Genomic DNA, 21,725 nt, shown 5'->3' on the forward strand with positions numbered 1-21,725 from the left:
CGACGGCAGATGCCATAGTTAAAGTGTCGACGCAAACCGGAACCTCCATCAACAGATTGCGCAATACTGAGGGACGTCGACGTCGGGGGAAACCCTCTCGCGAACCAGCGAGATAATGCGAAAGACCAAGACCGGAAAACAACTAAAGCGCCCAGTTGTGGCGCTTTAGTTTTATCACTCGTCTTCCAGCAGCCGGGCGCCGGTTCCCTCTTCCCCCAGTTTATCGCCCGGGTTGCGCAGCGGGCAGTCGCGTCGCGATAAACAGCCGCAGCCGATACAGCCGTCGAGCTGGTCGCGTAGCGCCGTCAGGGTATGAATGCGCCGATCCAGCTCCTCACGCCACTGCGATGACAGCATCTTCCACTCTTTTGCGCTGAGATTGTGCCCTTCCGGCAGCACGCCAAACGCGTCGCCGATAGTGGCCAGCGGGATGCCAATACGTTGCGCAATTTTGATAATCGCCACCGCGCGCAGAACGTCACGCCGGTAGCGCCGCTGATTGCCGGCATTCCGCTGACTGTGGATCAATCCTTTACTCTCATAAAAATGGAGGGCCGAGACCGCCACGCCGGTTCGTTTTGCCACTTCTCCAGGCGTCAACAGCATTTTGATGCGGGGTGATTTCTTTTCCATAAAGCGCTTTACCTCAAGTTAACTTGAGGAATTATACTCGCCTGCAGACAAAACGACGAATCGAGAATTGAGAGAGGCCGCTTTATGTCCCATCAGGATATTATTCAAACTTTGATTGAATGGATTGATGAACATATCGATCAACCACTTAACATTGATATAGTCGCCAGAAAGTCAGGATACTCGAAGTGGTACCTGCAGCGGATGTTCCGTACCGTGATGCATCAGACGCTGGGGGACTATATTCGCCAGCGCCGCCTGCTGCTGGCGGCGGAAGCGTTGCGAACCACCCAGCGGCCGATCTTTGATATCGCCATGGATCTGGGCTACGTCTCGCAGCAAACCTTCTCCCGGGTGTTCCGCCGCGAGTTTGACCGCACTCCCAGCGACTATCGCCATCAGATCTCCGCGTGACGCGGCGGCTGAGGCACGTTCGCGGGCGCGGGAGCATTGGCTAACCACTGCATAAACTCCCGCGCCGGCATCGCTTTCGCAAACAGCCAGCCCTGGCAATACTGTACGCCGCGCTTGTAGAGCCAGCTTACCTGCTCCGGCGTCTCCACGCCTTCTGCAATCGTCTTTAACCGCAACCCGCGCGCCATCTCGATGATATGTTCAGCAATCAGGTGGCTGGTGTTGTTGGTGGTGAGCGTATCGACGAAGGTTTTATCGATTTTGAGGATATCGACGTTCAGCGCGTGCAGATTATGCAGATTCGAGTAGCCGGTGCCGAAATCGTCGATGGCAATTTCATAGCCTGCTTCGCGGAACGCCTGGATCACCGGCGTGGTCTTCGGTACGTCGATAAACCCGCGCTCGGTCACTTCGATTTTGATTTGTCCGATACAGACCGCGTAGCTGTGCGCTTTCTCACTGATCTGTGAAATCAGCCGCGCCGAATGGAAATCCGACGCAGAGAGATTGATGGCTATATACAACTGTGGATGGCTGGCCAGAAACTCACCCATTTCATAAAACAGTTCATCCACCACGTAGTCCGTGACCTGGGCAATCATGCCTTCATTTTCCGCCAGCGGAATAAACTCCGCCGGGTTCATCACCGGACCGTCAAACCCAGGCCAGCGCAGCAGCGCTTCCGCCCCAACGCAGCGGTTATTTTTAATATCGATAATCGGCTGGTAGTGCAGGCGCAGCTGGCGGCAGCTCAGAGCCCGCTGCAGCATATTGCGCGGCGAGTGATACTGTCGGCGGGTGCGCGACCACACCAGCACCAGTAAAATACTGCAAATTATCCCCAGCGGCAGCGTCAGACTGGCCTGGTCACAAAAGTTGTGATAGTAGCTGGCCCGCGAGGTGGACATAATGACGGCGATGGGGCGAATAGCGGAGCGGGCGATCGTATACACCCGGCCATTCTGATTAAAAAAGGTATCGCCTTCGCGAATTAACGCATGGAGTTCCGCGGGCTCGACATTGTTACTTACCGAGAAAAAGAGGTTGGTTTTGGTATCGAAAACGCCATAGGCTAAATCGCGGTCGCTGGCGATCACCGAGCTGTACGAGAAGGGATTAACCACCACAACATAGGGCCCCTTCTGCATATAATTCATGGCAAAGCCCGGATAAAACGGCGTGTCCCGGTAATAGTAAATCGCGACATCCGGCTTTTTGGTGTAATTAGCCGCCGGCATCCGCCAGCCGGTTTGCTGATGAACGGACGTTGAACAGATAAAGCGCTGGCCGTTAGCGTAGATCAGATCTTCCACATACAGCAGGCCGCGCACAATATGCAGTAAATAACGCTGGTGATCCGCTGAACACAACTCACCGCGATACTGGCTGGCTTTAGCCCGAGCCTGATCCGCTTCCCGGATGACCATTTCCGTTTTTTGCAGCGCCAACTGCGAAAATGAGTGTAATTGATCAATGGTTTCGGCTTTAGCCCGCAGCTGGGCAAACCACAATGCCAGCACCACTGGCAATAAAATAACCAAACCTGTTCCGATGAGTCTTAGCGCCTTATGCGGCGCACTGTCACCCATTTACGCTTACATCCATGCGATATGCCTTAATTAAGGTAGCCCGAACACGTTAGCAATCGCGATTGCGATAGACATCAGCTGACATCCGACAGCCCTCACGAGCGTCAGTTTTACCTCTGATGGTGATGAATAATACTTATTTATCAGGTATTCGGAAGATATTCCGGCAAGTTTAAGAATAGACGCGCATCTGACTCGGTTTCTCCGTGTAATAAACAAGAACAGGTAATAAAACCCGCAGAATAATAATCATTAGGCAGTGAATGAAAATATGCTTCCCGGGGTTGCTCACCAATATCCACACAAACCTCATAGTTATTAAACGCAGCAAAAGCTCATTTTTTGACTGGTGAATAAAGCGCCAAGTGTGATATAGTTCACACAAGTTGATGAAACAGAAATGGCGTTTCATCACTCTCTAGTACGCCAGTTGAGACCAGAGCGCTATGCCATCGTCAGTCGCGTCAGGTCGTCCATGGCTCCCGACTTTCTTTGAGGATAGGTTAATGGCTTCCATTACTACCAGTGTCGTATTATTGCGCTGGCCCCTGGTGAGCGCGGTACTGATGTTTCTCGCCAGCTCACTGAATATTCAGCTTCGCAAAAGCGATTACGCCGGTCTGGCGGTGATCTGCAGCTGCCTCGGCCTGGCCGCCGCCTGCTGGTTCGCCACCGGTTTGCTCGGTATCACCCTGCTTGATATGGCCAAAATCTGGGACAATATCAAAGATGTGATGATTGAAGTCATGAGTCAGACACCGCCAGAATGGCCAATGATGATGACCTGAGGTTAAAAAGCTTCCCGACGGGAAGCTTTTTCGTTTTCTGCAGCCCTTATTTCCCTAATTTGGCCATCATCTCCGGACGCATAAATTTATGGATCACCACCATAAAGAGCAGCGATGGGGCCAGCAAAATCAGCGCGGTAATCGACGAGACCTGATAGTTACCCGACATGCTGGCGTTATAGAGCAGCAGCGGCAGCGTGGTGATATCCGGCGCCCCGACGAAGAAAGTGCCGGTAAACTCATCCAGCGACTCCAGAAAAACAAAGATGCTGGCGGCAACGATCCCCGGCGCCGCCTGCGGCAGCACAATGTGCCAGAAGGTATACACTGGCCCGGCGCCAAGGTTACGCGATGCCCGCGCCAGCAGCGGGTCGATGGCTGAAAACGCGGCCACACAGATCCACACCGAGTACATCAGACCGTGGACGCTATGCACCAGCACCACCCCTGCGATACTGCCGTTCAATCCCCACTGATAAAACAATCGGGCAACATTCATGTATACCGTCAGGTTAGGAAAGGCCTGCGGGATAAGAAATAGCAGCATGAACAGCATCCGTAATGGCATTTTCCGCCGGGAAAGCGCATAGCCGGCGGGTACGGAAATCAGCAAACAGACCCCCACCGATAACAGAGCGATCAGCACGCTGGTTAATAGCGAGCTGGAGACATCGCTGTATGGATTGAAAACCTGATACCAGTACTTCAGCCCCCACCGGCTGGGCAGCGAATGGGGAAAATACCAGCTTTCCGCTACGGTCCAGATCAACAGGTTCAGCAGCGGACCAAACATCGCCAGCAGCATAAACAGCAGCAGCAGGGTCTGCAGCACCGGACTGGCGCGCACTTTACGGCGCCCTTTCACCCACCATGCCGGGGTTGATACGAGGGCCAGCGCTTTCATGATTCACCGCCTTTTTGCTGCAGGCTGTGGCGCAGGTAAAACCACGACAGCGCGCCGCAGATCGCCAGCGACACCACGCCAAGCGCATTCGCCACCGCGTAATCACCATAGGAATTGACGCGAAACGCCATATCCACGGTTAGCATCGTCGGGGTTCCCACGCCGATCATCAACGGTACCGACAGCACCGACATCATGGTCACCGTCGACAGCACCAGCGCCACGCCGATAGTCGGCAGGACCTGCGGCAGCATGATATCGAACAGGATCCGCGGCCGGGAGGCGCCAAGATTACGTGCAGCAAGGATCTGCGACGACTCCAGCGCCGCCATCGCCCCGCAGATCAGCAGCGTGGCAAAGGCCAGTTGCTTCCAGACAAAGGTGATCACTATCCCTTTCCATCCCAGCCAGGAGAGCGTCTCCAGCGGCGTGACCAGGTCGGCCGCCACCAGCGCATTGTTCATCAGGCCATTTTTGGCGAGAAAAGTGCGCATCATCTGGGCAACAACGATAAAAGGAATAAACAGCGGCAGGCGATACAAAAAACCCAGCAGACGCACAACGGGTCGGCAGGGTGACAGCGCAATCACTGCCGACAGGGTAATGGCGAGCAGCGCTAACAGCGCCACCGAGATCAGCACAATAAGCAGCGAAAAGAGCACATCGCTGGCGTAGAGCGCATAGACCTTGCGGAAGTGATCGAGGGTGAACGGCTGTCCCGGCGCGGTAAACGCCGAGACCAGCGAAAACCCCAGCGGATACAAAAACAGGATCGCGATCATCAGCGCTGCCGGGGCAACCAGCAGCAGATATTTTAATGAACTGGACATAATAAACCTGGCGTCAGCACAAGCAAGCGCCCGGGACGGCGGCCCGGGCTGGAAAAAGGTTTAATTAGCCACCTGGCTTTCGTAACCCTCTTTGATATCGTCAAAGTAGGGGGCGATCGGGAAGCTTTTGCCATACTTCGCCAGCGCTTCCGGCGAGATTTCGGCAAACAGCTTTTGCCAGGTCGCCGCATCCAGCTTCGGCTTCACCTGCCCGGCGTCGATGCCCGGATACCAGTTGAACTGCTTGACGATCCCCTGCGCCTGCACTTCCGGGCTGGTGGCCAGCGCGATAAAGTCGCGCGCCAGCTGCGGATTCGCCGCCTTCGCCGGGATGACGTAATACATCGGCTGGCCCGGCATGCCCGGCGCCAGTAAAGCAAGCTTGATCGACGGCGGCAGCTTGCCCTGATCTTTCCAGCTATAGAACATATCGACCCACACCGGGCCCATGGCAATTTCCCCCCGGCTCAGCATATCGAGCGTCCCGGCGTTGCCCGGGGTGAAAGTTACGTTTTTATTGAACGCCTTTAGCTTCTCATAGGCCTGCTGCCAGCCTTTTTCGACGCTTTTATCATAAGGCCCGGCGGAGAGACGCTGGGCGTCGGTCCCGTAGGCGTAGATCCAGCCCACCACAAAGCTGACGCCGGACATGCCGTTCTTGATGCCGTTATAGCCAAAAGCCTGCGGGTGTTTCTGCGTCCAGGCCACCAGCTCGTCATACGACGCCGGCGGGGTAGTGACCAGATCGCTGTTCCAGGCGATAGCGGTCTGGCTTAAGAACATCGGCATCACGTATCCGTCAACGTTAACGCCCAGCGCCTGGGTGGCGCTCGGCGAACTCACCATGCCGCCGGTCTGAATATCCTGACGGTATTTTTGCAGCAATCCCTTTGCCACCTGCTCACCGCCCGCCTTCTGGTGCACTACCGCGACGTCGATATCCCACTGCTGCGCGCCGCTCTCCTGCTGGGCCGTTAGCTTCTCGCTAATTTTATTCGACCCGGCGTCGCCGGGGCCGGTACCGATCACCCGCACCTTGACGCCGGGATGAGCGGCTTCAAATTTTGGCCCCAGCCAGGTTTTTACATAATCCACCATATTCTGATCGCCCGCGGTGGCGACGTTGAGAATGGTGTCGGCCTGTGCGCCAAGGCTCAGGAAGAGGGTCGTTACGATCGCTGCTTTCGTCTTAGTCAACATGGATTGTCCCCAGAATGAACACGCTGATATCACTGTGATAGTGGTAAAGGAAAAATATGCAGGGCCGGCGTTGGCACATGGAGCCGAACGCGGCTTTTTGTCGGCCAGCACTGCGCGGCATCCGCCAGCAGCAGGCGGTCATGGCAGCGCACGCTGTGACGATACAGATTGCCCAGAAACGCGCTTTGCTCCACCACGCCTTCCAGAGCCAGCCCCTCCTGCGGCGCAGGCTGCGTTAATTCAGCGAGCGCGGCATCGGCGCTGCGAAAATAAATAACGTTGTCACCCTGCTGAGCGGCAGATAAACCGGATATTGCGGCAGCGGATAATTCACCGGAAATTATTTTATTATCGGCCCCCATAAAATCAGCGACGAAGGGCGTCGCGGGGCGTTGATATATTTCTTCCGGCGTGCCGGTTTGTTCAATACGCCCCTGATTTAATACCGCAATGCGGTCCGCCATCACTAAGGCTTCCTGCTGATCGTGGGTGACAATTAATGACGTGAACCCCAGTCTCTTTTGCAGAGATTTAATTTCATGGCGCACATTCAGGCGCACTTTGGCATCCAGATTAGATAACGGCTCATCCAACACCAGCACCTGGGGCTCTATGGCCAGGGCTCTCGCCAGCGCCACCCGCTGCCGCTGGCCGCCCGACAGTTCGGTCACTTTCACCTCGCCAAGCCCTTCGAGATTGACTATTCGCAGCAGCTCCGCCACCCGCCGCGCGATATCCGCCCCGCGCCATTTGCGCAGCTTCAGGCCATAGCCGATATTGCGCGCTACCGTCAGGTGCGGCCACAGGGCGTAGCTTTGAAATACCATGGTGATATTGCGCTGCTCCGGCGCAAGATGAGTGATCGTTCGGCTGGCAATAGCCACCTCGCCGCTTTGCACCGGAATAAAGCCGCAGAGGGCGTTCAGCAGCGTGGTTTTTCCGCATCCCGACGGGCCCAGTAGAGCAATCATCTCTCCCTGCTCTACCGCCAGATCGATATTATGTAAAACCACCTTATCGCCATAACTAATTTTAAGGCCGGAGATCTGTAAATAACTCATATTCGCTACCTGAAAGCGCTGCTGCGGCATTTTTTTTAGCAAGGTGAACACGTGTTCATTTGGCTGTAAAAAAAATGCAACGTTGACTCGACATGATGTGAGCCTACTTTGTCGGGTATTTATGACAATTTAATTAAGCGGCAAAAAATTTTGGCGAGGGTAAATGAAAATAGATGTGCTTGGCTGCGGGAGCGCCTTTTCCTGCACGCAAAATACCTCCGCGCTGCGGGTGATCGATGCGGACAACAAACAGTGGTTAATCGACTGCGGCCCCACCGTTCCCCGCGCGCTCTGGCAGCGCGGCGGCGAGGTCAACGATATCGACGCGATCTACTTCACCCACGTTCACCCGGACCACTGCACCGGCCTGACGGCGCTACTGAACCACTGGAAAAGTTATTCCCGTCAGAAGCCAGTCATTATCTACTGCCAGCCGGCGCAGCAGCCGGTGCTCATGCAGCTGGCCGCGCTGGCGAACTGGCCGCAGGCGGACCTTGGTTTCACCATCGACTGGCAGGAATGCCGCGAAGCCTGGACGTGGCAGGACTGGCAGATCCGCACTGCCCCCACCCAGCATGAGCTGAGTAATCGTGCCATCCGCATCACCATTGCCGGGCAGACGCTGTTTTACAGCGGCGATGGCCGACCGACCGCCGACTCGATAGCCCTGATGGCCGGCGCCGGGCTGGCGTTTCAGGAGTGCGCCTCGGTAGCAGCCCTGGACGATGACGCCTCGCATGGCGATTTCCCCTCCTGCCTGATGCTGTTCAGAACGCTGCAGCTCCCGGCGATGGGGCTCTATCACTGCGAGGATGCTTCTCTGTCGGCGCTAAAGCAGGCCTGTCAGCCGTGGCCGGGCTTATTCGTTTCCCGGGATGGACTCACCTTAACGCTGCCGCGTCCCACGCCCACTGACGAGACGTACCTCCTATGAACCCACGCAAACCCAGCGTCACCGCCCAGGATGTTGCCCGGCGAGCGGGCGTCTCCCGGGCAGTGGTGTCCCGGGCGTTGAGCAACAACGGCAGCATCTCTCCCGACGCCCGGGCGCGGGTACTGCGCGCCGCCGAAGAGCTGGGGTATCAGGTTAACTTCCTCGCCCAGGGGCTGAACCGCCAGCGCAGCCACTTAATCGGCGTGATCGTCTCGCGCATCAGCGATCCTTTTCGCAGTACCCTGCTTGATGCGCTGCTTAACGAGATCCAGCGCCAAGGCTTTCAGGCGCTGGTGAGCGAGATCCACAGCGAGCAGGATCTGGCGCAGACCTTGCGCCGTTTCGCTCAGTTTCGCGTCTCCGGCGTTATCGTCACCTCCGGCCAGCCGCCGGAGGCGCTGGTGAACGATTGCGTCCAGCAGCATATTCCGGTCGTGGGCATTAATCGACAGCCGACGATCCCCGGCGTGGATTACGTTTGTTCTGACAACGCCGCCGGCGCCAAACTGGCCGCCGACCAACTGCTGCGCAGCGGCTGTCAGCGCTTTGGCTGGCTCAACCACCATCCTTCCACCTGGGCCGGCCGCATGCGCGGGGAAGCGTTCGGCCGGGCGCTGCAAACGCGCGGAGTGGACGTTGAACGCCACCTGGCGATCCTCGCCTGTCAGCAAGAAGGTTACGCGGGCGGGTTACAGGCTGCGGCGCTCGCCGACGAGGCGCTGGAGGGGATCTTCTGCGCCAACGCCCAGCTTGCCTGTGGCTTTCTCGATGGAATGCGCCAGCGCGGCAGAGAGGCTCCGGCGGATTTTCAGCTGATTGGTTTTGATAACACGCCGACGACCGCGCAATATAGCTATCAGCTCACCACGCTACATCAGGATGTGGCGGCGATCGCCCGCCAGGCGCTCGCCCGGCTTCTGGAGCGCGCCGCCGACCCTTCGCAACCTTCACGCACCACCTGGGTGGAGGTAACCTTAATTCACCGGCGCACGTCGCCCTTTGTTATCTGAGAGCAGGACTATGACGGAAGCACAACGAGAGTCATTATGCGCCTTGATTCGCCAGGCAGGCGCCCACGCCCAGGCGCTGCGCGATGCGGGATTACAGGTCGATAAAAAAGCGCGCCAGGACTTTGTGTCGCAGGCGGATCTCACGGTAGAACAAGAGATTAAAGGCTGGCTGCAGGCCCACTTTCCCGAGGAGGGTTTCCTCGGCGAGGAGAGCGGTTTTGAAGGCAACGACCAGACCGTCTGGGTGCTGGATCCTGTCGATGGCACCACCAACTTTATCCTCGGCATGGATTACTGGTGCATCTCACTGGCGCGAGTGTGCCAGGGCGAGCTGTCGCTCGGCATCATTTACGCCCCCGATCGCGATGAATTTTTCTTCGCCGCCCGCGGCGAAGGCGCGTATCTCAACGGTCGGCGCCTGACGCTACGCGAGCCGGAGCCCGATGCGGTGGTGATCGGCATGGGGCGCTCCAGCCGGGCCCCGGCCAGCGACTACGCCCGGGCCATCGACACGCTGCTCGACGCCGGTCTGGAGTATCGCCGTTTTGGCGCGGGCGCCCTGATGCTGGCGCATGTCGCCGCCGGTCAGCTCCACGCCTATTATGAAGCGCATATGAACAGCTGGGATGCGCTGGCAGGCATGCTATTGATTGAGGAGGCGGGCGGAACGTGCAATGCGTTTCTCGCCAATGCGGGCCTGCGGCGAGGCAACCTCGTGCTGGCCGGCTGCGCAAGCGTCCAGCCTCGACTGGCCGCCCTGCTGGCGAAATGACGTCACGCCGCCGGTGTCTGACCGGCGGCGTGGACTGGCTAACGCCAGGGTTCACTGCGGGGAATATTATTCGGGCAACGCTTAATCGTGCAAAAGGACTGGTAAAAACAGGAGTCAGACCGCTCGCCACCGGCATGGTAAGGGCACGATGGTCGCTCACGTAATTTTTCCCACTGCGCCTCGTCGTACACCGTAATATTATAGATTTTTAATGAATGATACTGGTCATTAATTAAAACTCTCGAGGAATAGAGTCTTATCGACTCACCGGGCAACAGGATTACATCAGCCTCGTACCACATGATAAATTTCAAGAAACGCAGACTGGATATAGCCGAGAAGGCGATACCAGATTGCGGGCAGATCAGGGTATTAAGAATAGTCCATTTCATATTCCTTCCTTATAAAGATGCTACAAATTATTACAATATATAGTGATAGCATTCATTGTTATAAATCGCAAGCGCCCCTGGTAATTATGTGATTTAAGACAATTCCTAACAACATACTCCATTATTAGTAACGTTTCATCTCCCTCTCTAAATTTATGGTTAGGCCTGATGAAAAACAGCCAGATTAACCTTAAAAAGAAAATACAATAAAAAATAAGATAATATAAACTTAATTGACAATACGTCTTAGTCCCTCTGGATGAGGCCTCAGTCATTGGTATTAGATGATGCAGCACTGAGTATTACCCGCGGTTTGGCAAGAAGAGAGGATAGTAGCAGGCAGCTATTTATTGCGCGGTTACCTCGTCGTACGCCACCAGGTCCGCGAGGCCCGCAGACCGCGCTCGGGTAAATGTCGCGGGTGTCCCGCCAGATCGTATTCCTTAGCGATAATATCGACATAGCGGTTGAGTATATTCTGCTCAATCGCTATGTCGGAGGACAGTCCACAGAATATAGCCACGCCGGTCTATCAGGCCCCGTTGGAGCCCTACCAGGTTTTGCCGATATTAAACTGAAACTGTTCTGCTTTATCACCATCGTACTTTTTAAACGGCTCTGCCCAGGAGAAGACCAGTGGACCGAGGGGAGACATCCACTGCACGGCAATCCCCGCGGAGAGACGAATATGACTCGGATCGCCGTAGTCAGGGATCCCTGCCGCCAGCGTCTGCGCGGTGTTGTGCCAGGATGTACTCCAGACCGTCCCCGCGTCAACAAACAGCGAGGTTCGCAGACTATCGGCGTACTTATCATTCACAAAGGGGGTTGGAATGATAAATTCGCTGTTCAGCACCGCCATGGCATTCCCGCCGACCGCATCAGACGAGGCGTCCAGCGGGCAGGCGCTATAGCTGCTTTCGCTACCGTTACAGCGGTAATAGGCCGCTTTAGGCCCAATGGTGTTAGAAGAAAATCCGCGCACTGACGACGAACCGCCAGCGTAAAAGTTATCGTAGAACGGCACACTTTTGCCGTCTAACCCGCCGGCATAGCCTGCGCGCAGGCGTTCCATCCAGACCCAGCGCTTGTTCTCGCTCAGCGGCAGATACTGGGCGGTGTCAAAAGAGAGTTTGTAGTAGCTATTATCCGAACCGGGGAGCGTCACTTTACCGCTCAGGCTGCTCTTGTTTCCCGCACGCGGGAAGAAGCCGCGATCGAGATCGTTGTAGCCCCATCCAAGACTCACAAAATAATCGTTGGCGCTATATTTTGCGCCGCTGTCGCCATCTTTCGTCACCACGCTGGGCTCGATTCCCCGAGAGCTGAGGTAGCGCCAGGTCGTCAGCTCCGGATCCATATTGGTCAGGCGATTATGGACATAATCCAGTCCCAGGTTCAGGGAGTTATTTTCGCTAATGGGAAACCCTAGCGTACTACCTAAACCATAGCTCTGCTGGTTATAGCTCCCGGCATCCGCATCAGAAGCATCATAGCTGTTATAAAAAATCTTTCCGCCCAGGCTGATGCCATCTACGGTAAACCACGGGTTCGTCGCCCCCAGTTCAAGATAAGACTGGTAGCTGTTGCGCGTCCCGTTGAAGCTCACGCTATTACCCGTACCCAGCCAGTTATCCTGCGTCACGCCAAGCTGATAGCTCACGCCGCTGTCCGTACCAAATCCCAGGCCCACGTTGAATGAGCCGGTGTTGCGCTCCTTCACTTTGTAGACCACATCGACCTGATCTGCCGTCCCACTGACCGGAACGATCTGCTGTTCAACGTTCTCAAAAAAACCCGTTCGGTCAAGACGTACTTTCCCTTGATCGACTTTTTCGTTGTTGAGCCACGCCCCTTCCATTTGGCGCATTTCTCGACGCAGCACCGCGTCCCGGGAGGTGTCGTTACCGGAAAAGCGGATCTGGCGTACCGAGTAGCGGCGGCCCGCGTTGACCTGAATATGCAGCACCACGCGGTGATGCGCATCATCGATTTCCGGTGTGGTCGTCACCTGTGGCCAGGCATAACCATACTTACCAAAATGCTTTTTGATCTCATTTTCAACCGTGGTGACTTGCGCCCCGCTATACCATGCCCCCGCCAGCGGCTGGGCAAGCGCCTCGATCTCCGGCCCATGCTGAGCCAGATCGCCTGTCACCTGAGTTCGGTCGACCCGATAACGTTCGCCTTCATTGAGGGCGATAGTGATATACAGGGATTTTTTATCTGGCGTCATACTGACCTGCGTGGACTCGATAGCAAAGCGCGCATAGCCGCGATCGAGATAAAAACTGCGCAGCGTTTCCAGATCGGCTTCCAGCTTCTGCTTCTGGTATTTTTTATCGGCTACCACGTTCCACCACGGCACATTATCACGTAGCTGAAGCTGGTCCAGGAGCGTCTCTTCCCGAAACGCCTGATTACCGATAATGTTTATTTGTGCGATTTTCGCCGAGATGCCTTCCTGAAAAACGAACGTTAAGTCAACGCGATTACGCGGTAACGGGGTCACCACCGCGTGAACCTGCGCACTGTATTTCCCCGCGCTGTAATAGAAATCCTGCAACCCCTTTTCTATTTCGCTAAGCGAATTTCGATCCAGTGCACTACCTGCAGAAATACCGGACGCGGTGAGATTTTCCTTTAGCGCATCATCCTTCACTGCCTTATTCCCGGAAAAACTGACGCTGGCAATAGTGGGCCGTTCCTTAACCTGCACCACCAGCGTTTTCCCATCGCGCAGGATCTGCACATTTTCGAAATTGCCGCTCGCATACAGCGCGCGCACTGCCTCGCTGACATCTTCTGGCGTCACCGCATCTCCCGCGTGCAATGGCATACTTAATAGCGCCGCCCCGACGGTCACGCGCTGTAGCCCTTCAAAACGGATATCATCAACTTGATATGATGTTGCGGCATATAACGTTAAAGGGGCGATCAATAATCCGCTGATGATATGAGTCTTTTTTAACATGAATGTGTCGTCTACGAGATAATGAGCAATAGCAGTGTTCTGCTGGCGTTGAGCTTATTTGTTCAGGATGCATCTCTAAAATATGCGACAGAAAATAACCTGAGCGAGGCGCAGAATTACATGCAATTATGGCGACAAAATGGAGAAAAAATGGATATTAAAGCATCTTTAAAAATATATTTAATGATGGAACTTTTTCTGAAGCGCATGGTTCTAATGGCCAACACCAGTACTATATTTAGATTTGCCTGAACGTTTTATTAATAAAAAGCCCCCTTTCTTATTAATGGAAAGGGGGAAGGATCTCGTTAGGAATGATGCTCTCTGGGATCACCAGGAACAGGGAGAAAAATAACCTGCAACCCAGCAGATTTAATGAAGAGAAATTGAATAAATTATGCAACTGATATCACAACATTCTACCCCGAATTCACCGCCAGACGCCGTTGGCAAACATCTCCATATTTTCCTCAAAATAGCAGAATACAGTAGGGTCGCCTTATCAAGGCATCAAGGAAAGTCTATCGTTATCTACAATAGCCAAGCAGTGGCGCCTCGCCAGGGAAGGTGAGGCATAGGTTTCGCCATCCTGCCGCCTCCCATCATCAGCCACAGGGAACTGCGTATGACACGCTTACTCAAGACAATCTTGCCCATCATCCTCTGCGCCCTCTTCGGGTTATCGTTCGCTTCACCCACGCAGGCTGTCGCCAGTCTGCCGATCGTTCTTCCCGCGCTGACATGCGATGCGCTAAGCGCTACCGACTTCAGCGCGGCCGTTGGCGCAAAGGTCACTATCAATCACACTGAAATGCAGACCTCCGCGCAGGGAAGCTGGTGCAAGGTGAGCGCCACTATCGCCCCTGAGATTGGCGTGCAGATTGCCCTGCCGACTCAACGCTGGAGTCAACGTTTTTTGCAGGTCGGCTGTGGCGGACTGTGCGGGAGTATTAACCTGAGTCTGTCGAATGCCAGCGGCTGCCTGCCGGCAATGAACGGCGAGTTTGTGGTGGCAGCAACCGATATGGGGCACCATGGCAGTATGATGGATGCGTCATGGGCCGAAGATCCGCAAAAGCGCATCGATTTTGCCTGGCGCGCCAACCACCTGACCGCCGTGCTGGCCAAAGCGGTGATGCAGACGCTTTACCGCCAGCCGCCAAAGTATGCCTACTTTATGGGCTGCTCAGACGGCGGTCGCGAAGCATTGATGGAAGCGCAGCGCTTTCCGCAGGATTTTGACGGTATCAGCGCTGGCGCGCCAGCGGCCTTTTTCCAGTTTCAGAACTCCTTCTTCCACGGCTGGAATGTGGCCGCCAATCAGCGCCCGGACGGTACCGCTATCCTGCTGAAAAATCGCCTTCCTCTGATTCACCAGGCCGTGCTGGCTCACTGCCCGACGCTTTCCGGCGTGCAGGATGGTATCCTGCAAAATCCGTATGCCTGTCAGTTCTCTGAGTCATGGCTCCCCCGCTGTCCTGCCGATGCTCGGGACCGTTCTACCTGCCTGACGCAGGAAGAGATCGAGGTGGTGAAAAAGCTCTACCGCGGCGCTTACGACAGCCACGGCGCCCAGTTCGTCGCGGGCGGTCTGCCGCTGGGTTCCGAGCTACGCTGGCCGGTGCCCGAGACGCCGACCGGCCACTCAATGTCGGAAATGATGGTACTACCGGCTCTGCAATCCGTGCTCCTGCCAGGAGAAAAACAGAAGATCCAATCGATGCGGGATTTCCCGCTTAACCAGCAGAATTTTGACGCCGTCGCCCAACTGGCGCCGCTCTATAACGCGGCAAATACCAATCTTCATGCCTATCAACAGCGCGGCGGCAAGCTTATCCTCTGGCACGGTCTGGCCGATGACTCCGTCAGTCCGGCCTTTTCTATCGCCTATTATCGCGGCGTAGAAGCAGAGATGGGCCATGCCGCAACGGATACCTTCCTGCGGTTATTCCTGCTGCCTGGGGTAGCCCATTGCGGTAATGGCGAAGGTTACGATCAAATTGATCTCCTTACCCCGCTGATGCGCTGGACCGAGGAAGGCATCGCGCCGCAGGAGATCATGGCCGGCAAACGGGCAACAGCCGCTGCCGACCTGCCGCCGATGACAGAAAAACCAGATGCGCAAACGCAGTTTCACGGCGTGCAGAAAGTCAGTCAGCCTTACGCTGACGCCGCTCCAGCTGTTATCGCGACTCGTCCGGTGTATCCCTTCCCGGCCATTGCCCGTTATAACGGGCGCGGCGACGTGAATGACGGCGAAAATTATCATGCAGAGCAAACATCCGCCTTTGGTCATCTGCAGCTGGCAAAACCCGCCAGCGACTATATTGGCCCTGATAATCAAAAAAATTATCAGGTTCGCCACGGCACACTCACTGTTCAATAAACCCCAGGGCTCCTCATTGAGGAGCCCTGCGTTATGGGATTGGCCGCAATTATGCGTAGCAAAACGCTCCAGCAATCGGTATTAAGCGACCTGCTCTTGTGGATCGATAATAATCTGGATAAGAAACTGACCGTCGACGATCTGAGCGATATCTCTGGTTATTCCCCCTGGCATTTGTTTCGGCTCTTCCGTCATTATTTTGATCGTTCGCCAATGGAATATATCCGCCAGCAGCGCATGTCGCTGTGTCGCCGTTTATTGCTGACGACGCCTGGTTACCGAATCGTCGATATTTGTATGATGGTCGGTTATGACGATCTCAGTGCGTTTAATCGTACCTTCAAAAAATATCATGCGCTCACGCCCACTCAGTATCGCTATCAGATCACGCGGCAAAAATAAGGAGGTCCCCCTCCTCCGCATCGCTGCGGTTGGGAATGGAAGGGGGACAGGGGATATTACAGAAGGGAAATAGCAGGATGCTATTATCGAACCCGGTCGGGATCAACGACCTTGCGCGACGGAAATCAGTATAAAAGGATATGTTGAGCTAATAATGTAGAGGGCGTGAAGATTTTGTCACGATTTATAACCGCCTCCTCCGCTCTCATCTGAAATAAAAAAACCGGGTCGCGTTGCACCCGGTTTACTCCTCATCAGGATCATCAGAAATGAGTATTAACGCTCATAAAGAAGGTCCGCCCCGATTCGTTATAGGTCTCGGCACCCGCGCCATACAGATAAGCTCCCGTCGTCGCGTTGCCGGTCGTTTGCGCATTCCCTGCCCGGTAGTGGCGGATATCAAACAGGTTATCTATCCCGCTGGTGAAGCTCAGATTTTTGTTCACTTCCCAGGTCGCACTGAGGCCGACAATGCTGTATGGGCTGACTTCGTTTAGTTCGCTGCCGCTGACCGCCTCGCCCTTATAATTAAAGCGTTTTGGTTTCTGTCGACCATACCAGGTAAAGGTGCTCTGCAGGGAGAGATCTTCACGAACCTGCCAGCTCAAAGTCGAGTTCAGGGTAAACTGCGGGATCACTGACAGCCGGTCGCCGGTCGTCTTATTCTTGCTCTGCAGCATCCAGGTCAGGTTATTGCTCCAGTTAACCGCCTCCCCCACCGGCAGATTCAGCGTTCCTTCCAGGCCTTCCACTAACGCCTTTGGTACGTTTTCCCACTGATAGATATTGGTGGTGCCGTTGCTGGCGGTACCCACCGCCGCATACCCTGACTCAATCTTATTGTGATAGTCGTTACGGAACCAGGTGATCCCCGCCTGATAGCCATCATGCTTGTACTCAAGACCAATCTCTTTATTAACGCTGGTCTCCGCTTTCAGATCGCTATTCCCCATCAGATAGCAGGCGGAACTACTGGCGTAACAGCCTTGACCGTTGCTGTAGAGAATATAGTTCGGGTTCAACTGGTAGAGGTTAGGCGCCTTGTAAGCGCGGGCAATGCCCAGCTTCAGCGTCCAGTCGTCCGTCAGCTCCTGAGACAGGTTCAGTGAGGGGCTCCAGTTATTGCCGACGATGCTGTGGTGATCGAAGCGCAGAGCGGGTGTCAGCATGGTGCTGTCCGTTAGCGCCATATTATCTTCGGTAAACAGCGAGAAGATCTCGGCGCTGGAGTACGGGCTACGACCGGTAGCCGATACGCCATCGATAGTGCCGTAAGAGAGCGCCTGGGTTGTCGATACGCCATCTTTCATCCGCTGCTGATTCCATTCTGTCCCCAGCGTCAGATTCTGATCGACCCCCAGCGTAAACGGAATATTCACTTCACTATGTAGCAGGACATCGGCCAGATCGATATCTGAAAACTCGCTACTGGAGAAGATCCCTTCCGTACCGCCCGCCAGCCCTTCATCCATTCGCGAGTTACGGGTGTGTTCGTACTGGGCATAGCTATTGCTGGTCACGCCATTATCCCAGCCGCCGGTCCATGTTACGCCGTAAGTTTGCCGGTAGAGACGGTTGGTCTCTTTCCCGTACATACTCTTCACCAGCGTACTGGTATTGGTGTTTTGTGTGTCGCCGGCATAGAGATTACCCTGGCGGCTGTAACCGGCCTCAAACTCCAGGGCCTGCATCGGGGCAAACTCCCAGCGCAGCTTACTGTGAATATCTTTGTTCACCACCCCTTCACGTCCGGCGGGATAAGAACCGGCGTAGGAACCGGTACGTTCCGCTTCATGCCCGGCGTTAATATCCTGTGCATCGGCCTGGGTTTTACTCAGATTACCCCAGAGATTGAAGCTGACACTGTCCGACAGCGGACCATTGAGGCTAAAGTTAGTACGTTTCGTCGCCCCTTCTTTACGGTGCTGCGGAGCATTCATATAGGTATTCCACGACCCGTGCCATTCTCGCGTGGTCGGTTTGGTCACGATGTTCACGACCCCGCCCATCGCGCCATTACCATAGCGCGCCGCCGCCGGGCCGCGGATCACATCGATATGATCGATCATCTCCGCTGGCACCCAACTGGTATCGCCGCGGGAGTCACGATCGCCGCGCCAGCCATACCGCACCGAGTTACGGCTGGTCACCGGTTTACCATCGACCAGCACCAGCGTATTCTCGGGCCCCATGCCACGGATATCAATTTGCCGGTTGTTGCCGCGCTGCCCGCTGGTGGAGTTGCCGGTCAGGTTTACCCCGGGCTGCGTACGAATTAACTCCGACACATCGCGGGCGGGGGGATGTTTGCGGATCTCTTCTGCGGTGATGGTCGACACGCCCGGCGCCTGCAGGTTCTGCCTGGCGGCGGTTATGACCATCGTCTCCTCGTGATTTTCGGCAGTGGCGGCGCTCTCGTCAGGCGTCGATTGTTCGGTCATGTTCTCTGCCGCCTGCAGCGGCACGCTACAGGCGAGCAAAGGAATGACGATCCCCAGCGGGAAGTGAGACGTGTATTTCATAGAATATGCCCTGTTTTCTGTTGCTGTCGGGCATAACGCCTTCCCCAATTGAAAAAACAATGGGATAAAATACTTGCCTCAGCGCCTCGCCAGATTTTGGCGCAGGTCAGCACCTTCCCGGCATTAATGGGAATAAAAAAACAGCGTGAGACATAATAAAATTAAGTGCCCTGTTTCATCATTAGAGAAAAAGCGCTGCGCGCTATTCTTTGATAGCGTAATCCAGACAGCGTGTCATTAGAGTAATGTGCCGTGTTACGGTAATAAAAATGAGATTCATTATCAAGATGATAATAATCAATATCGGAGAAAAATAAAATAAACACTAACAATCAAAAGGTTACAACAAAACAGATGGGGAGAAATAAAATAAAAACATCATCATTATTTTCTATTTATCATTAAAAACACACATTTTCGCCATATTATCTCCATAGTTAAATTAAAGATAAAAACACATTAATAGTAAGCGATAAAATGGGAGAAAACTATTTGTCGGCATTGTTATGTTTTTTACGCCCTTGTCGTTCCCAGCTAACGGCGGCCGTTCTGCTAAAATAATCACATCCCCTGCGGAGTATTCCTCCATGAACGCCTACTCGCTATCACGTCTGTTTATCGCCTGGCTCACCTGCCTCGCGACACTGTTATTCGCTCCTCTGCTGCCGGCAGTAGAGGCGGAAAAAGCGCCGCCGGCAGCAGCCGAAGACAACACGCTATCGATTCATATCGACGATATGCTACGGCCATGGAGAGGCGATTTGCCTGGCATGATCGACCGTCGTACCATTCGGGTATTAACCACCTACAGCAAGACCTTCTTTTTATTGATAAAGGCACCCAGCGCGGGGCGACGCACGACATTTTTATCGCGCTGGAAAACGAGCTGAATAAACAGCTAGCGAAGGATAAAAAGCTCAAACAGCGCCACCTGAAGCTGCATATCGTTTTTGTGCCGGTCAGTCGGGATAATCTCTTTATCGCGCTTAATGAAGGTAAAGGCGATATTGCGGCTGCCAATCTGACTATCACGCCCTCGCGGGAAGCACAGGTCGATTTCGCCCAGCCGCTCTACAGCAACGTGAAAGAATTACTGATCTCCGGCCCGGCTTCACCGAAGGTCGACAGCCTGGAGCAACTCTCTGGTCAAACCGTCTTTGTTCGCCGCTCCTCCAGCTATTACGACAGCCTGCAAGCGCTGAACGCCCGATTTGCCGGTGAGTCGCGCCCACCGGTGATACTGGAGGCGGCGCCGGAAGCGCTGGAGGATGAAGATCTGCTGGAAATGCTCAACGCCGGGCTGATTCCGCTGATCGTCGTCGATCAGCATAAAGCGTTGTTCTGGAAACAGGTGTTTCCAAAAATTCAGGTCCATGACAATGTGGTGCTGCGCGACGGCGGCGACATTGCCTGGGCGGTACGCAAAGACAGCTCGCAGCTGCTGACGGTACTGAACAACTTCGTCAAAAAGAATCGTCAGGGCACCACGCTGGGCAATACTCTCCTGCTGCGTTACCTGAAAAATGCTAAATATGTCAAAAATGCCGCGGCGAGTAAGGAACGACGCAAATTCCTCGCGATGGTAGATGTCTTCCGCAAGTACGGCGATCGTTACGACGTCGACTGGCTGCTGATGGCGGCCCAGGGATACCAGGAGTCGCGGCTGAATCAGTCGGTACGGAGCCACGTCGGCGCCATCGGCGTTATGCAGGTGATGCCCAGCACTGGAAAAGAGCTGAAGGTGGGCGATATTAAACAGCTGGATCCCAATATCCATGCCGGCGTGAAATACATGCGCTGGATGATGGATCGGTACTATGCCGATGAGCCCATGACCCGGCTCGATAAAGCGCTGTTTACCTTTGCCTCCTATAACGCGGGTCCGGCGCGTATCGCCCGCCTGCGCACCATGACTAAACAGCGAGGATTTGACCCGAACGTCTGGTTCGGTAACGTCGAAAATATGGCGGCAGAAAAAATTGGCGCCGAGACGGTAACCTACGTCAGCAATATCTATAAGTATTACATCGCCTATCGGCTGATCGTCGATGACATGGCCCGCAAACAGAAAGCGACGGCCGTACCGCGGCAGGAGCCGGTGGCGCAGCCAGCCAAACCGCAGCCCAGCGTGGCGACAGCCGCCACCGCTCAGGTGCCCGTCATCTGAATCGCTCGTTACCGTAGGTCAAATTCCATCCTGAAATGACGGTGCAGGAATAACAAAGAAAAAGCCCCGGCGAAACCGGGGCTTTCTGTTTTCGACTGCGCAGACAGTGCGCCTAAGGCAAGCCTTAGAACGGGATGTCGTCGTCGAAGTCCATCGGCGGTTCGTTGGAAGGCGCTGCCGGGGCCTGCTGCTGCGGACGGGACTGCGCGCCGCCGCTGAACTGGTTGCCGCCCTGCGGCTGCTGCGGCTGACCCCAACCGCCCTGCTGCTGGCCGCCGCCTGCCGGTGCGCCGCCGCCCTGACGGCCGCCCAGCATCTGCATGGTGCCGCCCACGTTCACCACCACTTCGGTGGTGTATTTGTCCTGACCGGATTGATCGGTCCACTTGCGGGTACGCAGCTGGCCTTCAATGTACACCTGAGAGCCTTTACGCAGATACTCACCAGCGACTTCCGCCAGTTTGCCGAACAGCACAACGCGGTGCCACTCGGTCTGCTCTTTCATTTCGCCGGTCTGCTTGTCACGCCAGGATTCGGAAGTTGCCAGCGTGAAGTTGGCGACAGCGCCGCCACTTGGCATGTAGCGTACTTCCGGGTCCTGCCCCAGATTACCGACGAGAATCACCTTGTTTACGCCTCTGCTGGCCATGTTCGTGTCTCCTGAATACGTTTCTTAATAGTGTAAACGCGCGAGTGTACCATTTCCACGTAGCATTTTAATAGCTGCGAGGCTGATTCCAGAGATAG

At 55.1% G+C, this 21,725-nt stretch carries 18 protein-coding genes and 1 pseudogene; 9 read left to right on the forward strand and 10 right to left on the reverse strand.

Going from position 1 to position 21,725, the window contains the following annotated elements; all coding sequences use genetic code 11:
• Nucleotides 1-174: 174 nt before the first annotated feature.
• Nucleotides 175-633 carry a redox-sensitive transcriptional activator SoxR gene (gene soxR, locus HMPREF1024_RS05605; protein WP_002885077.1) on the reverse strand — a complete coding sequence of 153 codons (459 nt, stop codon included), beginning with the start codon at nt 631-633 and terminating at the stop codon, nt 175-177.
• A gap of 84 nt (nt 634-717) precedes the next feature.
• Between soxR and soxS the strand changes: the two genes are divergently transcribed.
• The gene (gene soxS / locus HMPREF1024_RS05600) at nt 718-1,047 is read left to right on the forward strand and encodes a superoxide response transcriptional regulator SoxS (protein ID WP_004151738.1); all 330 of its coding nucleotides are present in this window, start codon (nt 718-720) and stop codon (nt 1,045-1,047) included.
• Here the strand turns inward: soxS and HMPREF1024_RS05595 are convergent.
• Nucleotides 1,032-2,636 (reverse strand): EAL domain-containing protein, encoded by a 1,605-nt coding sequence (locus tag HMPREF1024_RS05595; RefSeq protein ID WP_004177824.1) that lies wholly within the window; start codon nt 2,634-2,636, stop codon nt 1,032-1,034. The genes soxS and HMPREF1024_RS05595 overlap by 16 nt on opposite strands.
• Nucleotides 2,637-3,142: 506 nt before the next feature.
• Between HMPREF1024_RS05595 and HMPREF1024_RS05590 the strand changes: the two genes are divergently transcribed.
• Nucleotides 3,143-3,424 carry a YjcB family protein gene (locus tag HMPREF1024_RS05590; RefSeq protein ID WP_009309430.1) on the forward strand — a complete coding sequence of 94 codons (282 nt, stop codon included), beginning with the start codon at nt 3,143-3,145 and terminating at the stop codon, nt 3,422-3,424.
• Between the two features lie 46 nt (nt 3,425-3,470).
• On the opposite strand, the gene HMPREF1024_RS05585 is transcribed toward HMPREF1024_RS05590, so the two are convergent.
• Genes HMPREF1024_RS05585 through HMPREF1024_RS05570 form a run of 4 tightly spaced genes read right to left on the reverse strand, consistent with a single transcriptional unit; the run spans nt 3,471 to nt 7,419 of the window.
• Nucleotides 3,471-4,328 carry an ABC transporter permease gene (locus tag HMPREF1024_RS05585; protein WP_004186517.1) on the reverse strand — a complete coding sequence of 286 codons (858 nt, stop codon included), beginning with the start codon at nt 4,326-4,328 and terminating at the stop codon, nt 3,471-3,473.
• On the reverse strand, nt 4,325-5,158 hold the full coding sequence (locus HMPREF1024_RS05580; RefSeq protein ID WP_004177833.1) for an ABC transporter permease: 834 nt from the start codon (nt 5,156-5,158) through the stop codon (nt 4,325-4,327). The genes HMPREF1024_RS05585 and HMPREF1024_RS05580 overlap by 4 nt, the downstream gene beginning before the upstream one ends.
• Before the next feature lie 60 nt (nt 5,159-5,218).
• Nucleotides 5,219-6,358 carry an extracellular solute-binding protein gene (locus HMPREF1024_RS05575; RefSeq protein WP_004177835.1) on the reverse strand — a complete coding sequence of 380 codons (1,140 nt, stop codon included), beginning with the start codon at nt 6,356-6,358 and terminating at the stop codon, nt 5,219-5,221.
• 29 nt (nt 6,359-6,387) lie between these two features.
• Nucleotides 6,388-7,419, reverse strand: a complete 1,032-nt coding sequence (locus tag HMPREF1024_RS05570) for an ABC transporter ATP-binding protein (RefSeq protein ID WP_004177837.1) — start codon at nt 7,417-7,419, stop codon at nt 6,388-6,390.
• 163 nt (nt 7,420-7,582) lie between these two features.
• Between HMPREF1024_RS05570 and HMPREF1024_RS05565 the strand changes: the two genes are divergently transcribed.
• The 3 genes from HMPREF1024_RS05565 to HMPREF1024_RS05555 are packed head-to-tail and all read left to right on the forward strand — an operon-like array spanning nt 7,583 to nt 10,135.
• A complete protein-coding gene (locus tag HMPREF1024_RS05565; protein WP_002885048.1) occupies nt 7,583-8,353 on the forward strand; it encodes an MBL fold metallo-hydrolase in 771 nt (256 codons plus the stop codon).
• Nucleotides 8,350-9,363 (forward strand): LacI family DNA-binding transcriptional regulator, encoded by a 1,014-nt coding sequence (locus tag HMPREF1024_RS05560; RefSeq protein WP_009309434.1) that lies wholly within the window; start codon nt 8,350-8,352, stop codon nt 9,361-9,363. The genes HMPREF1024_RS05565 and HMPREF1024_RS05560 overlap by 4 nt, the downstream gene beginning before the upstream one ends.
• 10 nt (nt 9,364-9,373) lie before the next feature.
• Nucleotides 9,374-10,135 carry an inositol monophosphatase gene (locus tag HMPREF1024_RS05555; protein ID WP_009309436.1) on the forward strand — a complete coding sequence of 254 codons (762 nt, stop codon included), beginning with the start codon at nt 9,374-9,376 and terminating at the stop codon, nt 10,133-10,135.
• Between the two features lie 38 nt (nt 10,136-10,173).
• On the opposite strand, the gene iraM is transcribed toward HMPREF1024_RS05555, so the two are convergent.
• Both iraM and bamA read right to left on the reverse strand, forming a co-directional pair.
• Complete coding sequence (gene iraM / locus HMPREF1024_RS05550; protein ID WP_002885039.1) at nt 10,174-10,527, reverse strand: anti-adapter protein IraM; 354 nt, start codon at nt 10,525-10,527, stop codon at nt 10,174-10,176.
• 550 nt (nt 10,528-11,077) lie between these two features.
• The gene (gene bamA, locus HMPREF1024_RS05545) at nt 11,078-13,501 is read right to left on the reverse strand and encodes an outer membrane protein assembly factor BamA (RefSeq protein WP_009309439.1); all 2,424 of its coding nucleotides are present in this window, start codon (nt 13,499-13,501) and stop codon (nt 11,078-11,080) included.
• Between the two features lie 21 nt (nt 13,502-13,522).
• Here bamA and HMPREF1024_RS0127295 point away from each other — a divergent pair, with 21 nt between their 5' ends.
• The 3 genes from HMPREF1024_RS0127295 (at nt 13,523) to HMPREF1024_RS05535 (ending at nt 16,289) form a co-directional block, all read left to right on the forward strand.
• Nucleotides 13,523-13,753: a potassium:proton antiporter gene (locus HMPREF1024_RS0127295; RefSeq protein WP_032412573.1), complete on the forward strand. Its 231-nt coding sequence runs from the start codon at nt 13,523-13,525 to the stop codon at nt 13,751-13,753.
• A gap of 373 nt (nt 13,754-14,126) precedes the next feature.
• Complete coding sequence (locus HMPREF1024_RS05540) at nt 14,127-15,887, forward strand: tannase/feruloyl esterase family alpha/beta hydrolase (RefSeq protein ID WP_009309441.1); 1,761 nt, start codon at nt 14,127-14,129, stop codon at nt 15,885-15,887.
• 33 nt (nt 15,888-15,920) lie between these two features.
• Nucleotides 15,921-16,289, forward strand: a complete 369-nt coding sequence (locus HMPREF1024_RS05535; RefSeq protein WP_004177844.1) for a helix-turn-helix transcriptional regulator — start codon at nt 15,921-15,923, stop codon at nt 16,287-16,289.
• 263 nt (nt 16,290-16,552) lie between these two features.
• On the opposite strand, the gene HMPREF1024_RS05530 is transcribed toward HMPREF1024_RS05535, so the two are convergent.
• Nucleotides 16,553-18,811: a TonB-dependent siderophore receptor gene (locus HMPREF1024_RS05530; protein ID WP_004186492.1), complete on the reverse strand. Its 2,259-nt coding sequence runs from the start codon at nt 18,809-18,811 to the stop codon at nt 16,553-16,555.
• 587 nt (nt 18,812-19,398) lie between these two features.
• Between HMPREF1024_RS05530 and HMPREF1024_RS05525 the strand changes: the two are divergent.
• A pseudogene (locus HMPREF1024_RS05525) lies at nt 19,399-20,978 on the forward strand (transporter substrate-binding domain-containing protein).
• 124 nt (nt 20,979-21,102) lie between these two features.
• On the opposite strand, the gene ssb1 reads toward HMPREF1024_RS05525, so the two are convergent.
• Nucleotides 21,103-21,627: a single-stranded DNA-binding protein SSB1 gene (gene ssb1, locus HMPREF1024_RS05520; RefSeq protein WP_004151744.1), complete on the reverse strand. Its 525-nt coding sequence runs from the start codon at nt 21,625-21,627 to the stop codon at nt 21,103-21,105.
• Nucleotides 21,628-21,725 lie beyond the last annotated feature (98 nt).

This window comes from Klebsiella sp. 4_1_44FAA, assembly GCF_000238715.1.
Lineage (GTDB): Bacteria > Pseudomonadota > Gammaproteobacteria > Enterobacterales > Enterobacteriaceae > Klebsiella > Klebsiella pneumoniae.

What these genes read in the sequence shown, in the direction of transcription:
- HMPREF1024_RS05590 (WP_009309430.1), top strand. Translation starts at nt 3,143, where the DNA reads ATGGCTTCCATTACTACCAGTGTCGTATTATTGCGCTGGCCCCTGGTG.
- iraM (WP_002885039.1), bottom strand. Translation starts at nt 10,527, where the DNA reads ATGAAATGGACTATTCTTAATACCCTGATCTGCCCGCAATCTGGTATC.
- bamA (WP_009309439.1), bottom strand. Translation starts at nt 13,501, where the DNA reads ATGTTAAAAAAGACTCATATCATCAGCGGATTATTGATCGCCCCTTTA.
- HMPREF1024_RS05585 (WP_004186517.1), bottom strand. Translation starts at nt 4,328, where the DNA reads ATGAAAGCGCTGGCCCTCGTATCAACCCCGGCATGGTGGGTGAAAGGG.
- HMPREF1024_RS05540 (WP_009309441.1), top strand. Translation starts at nt 14,127, where the DNA reads ATGACACGCTTACTCAAGACAATCTTGCCCATCATCCTCTGCGCCCTC.
- HMPREF1024_RS05595 (WP_004177824.1), bottom strand. Translation starts at nt 2,636, where the DNA reads ATGGGTGACAGTGCGCCGCATAAGGCGCTAAGACTCATCGGAACAGGT.
- HMPREF1024_RS0127295 (WP_032412573.1), top strand. Translation starts at nt 13,523, where the DNA reads ATGAGCAATAGCAGTGTTCTGCTGGCGTTGAGCTTATTTGTTCAGGAT.
- soxS (WP_004151738.1), top strand. Translation starts at nt 718, where the DNA reads ATGTCCCATCAGGATATTATTCAAACTTTGATTGAATGGATTGATGAA.
- HMPREF1024_RS05565 (WP_002885048.1), top strand. Translation starts at nt 7,583, where the DNA reads ATGAAAATAGATGTGCTTGGCTGCGGGAGCGCCTTTTCCTGCACGCAA.
- HMPREF1024_RS05535 (WP_004177844.1), top strand. Translation starts at nt 15,921, where the DNA reads ATGGGATTGGCCGCAATTATGCGTAGCAAAACGCTCCAGCAATCGGTA.
- HMPREF1024_RS05555 (WP_009309436.1), top strand. Translation starts at nt 9,374, where the DNA reads ATGACGGAAGCACAACGAGAGTCATTATGCGCCTTGATTCGCCAGGCA.
- HMPREF1024_RS05560 (WP_009309434.1), top strand. Translation starts at nt 8,350, where the DNA reads ATGAACCCACGCAAACCCAGCGTCACCGCCCAGGATGTTGCCCGGCGA.
- ssb1 (WP_004151744.1), bottom strand. Translation starts at nt 21,627, where the DNA reads ATGGCCAGCAGAGGCGTAAACAAGGTGATTCTCGTCGGTAATCTGGGG.
- HMPREF1024_RS05575 (WP_004177835.1), bottom strand. Translation starts at nt 6,358, where the DNA reads ATGTTGACTAAGACGAAAGCAGCGATCGTAACGACCCTCTTCCTGAGC.
- HMPREF1024_RS05580 (WP_004177833.1), bottom strand. Translation starts at nt 5,158, where the DNA reads ATGTCCAGTTCATTAAAATATCTGCTGCTGGTTGCCCCGGCAGCGCTG.
- HMPREF1024_RS05530 (WP_004186492.1), bottom strand. Translation starts at nt 18,811, where the DNA reads ATGAAATACACGTCTCACTTCCCGCTGGGGATCGTCATTCCTTTGCTC.
- soxR (WP_002885077.1), bottom strand. Translation starts at nt 633, where the DNA reads ATGGAAAAGAAATCACCCCGCATCAAAATGCTGTTGACGCCTGGAGAA.
- HMPREF1024_RS05570 (WP_004177837.1), bottom strand. Translation starts at nt 7,419, where the DNA reads ATGAGTTATTTACAGATCTCCGGCCTTAAAATTAGTTATGGCGATAAG.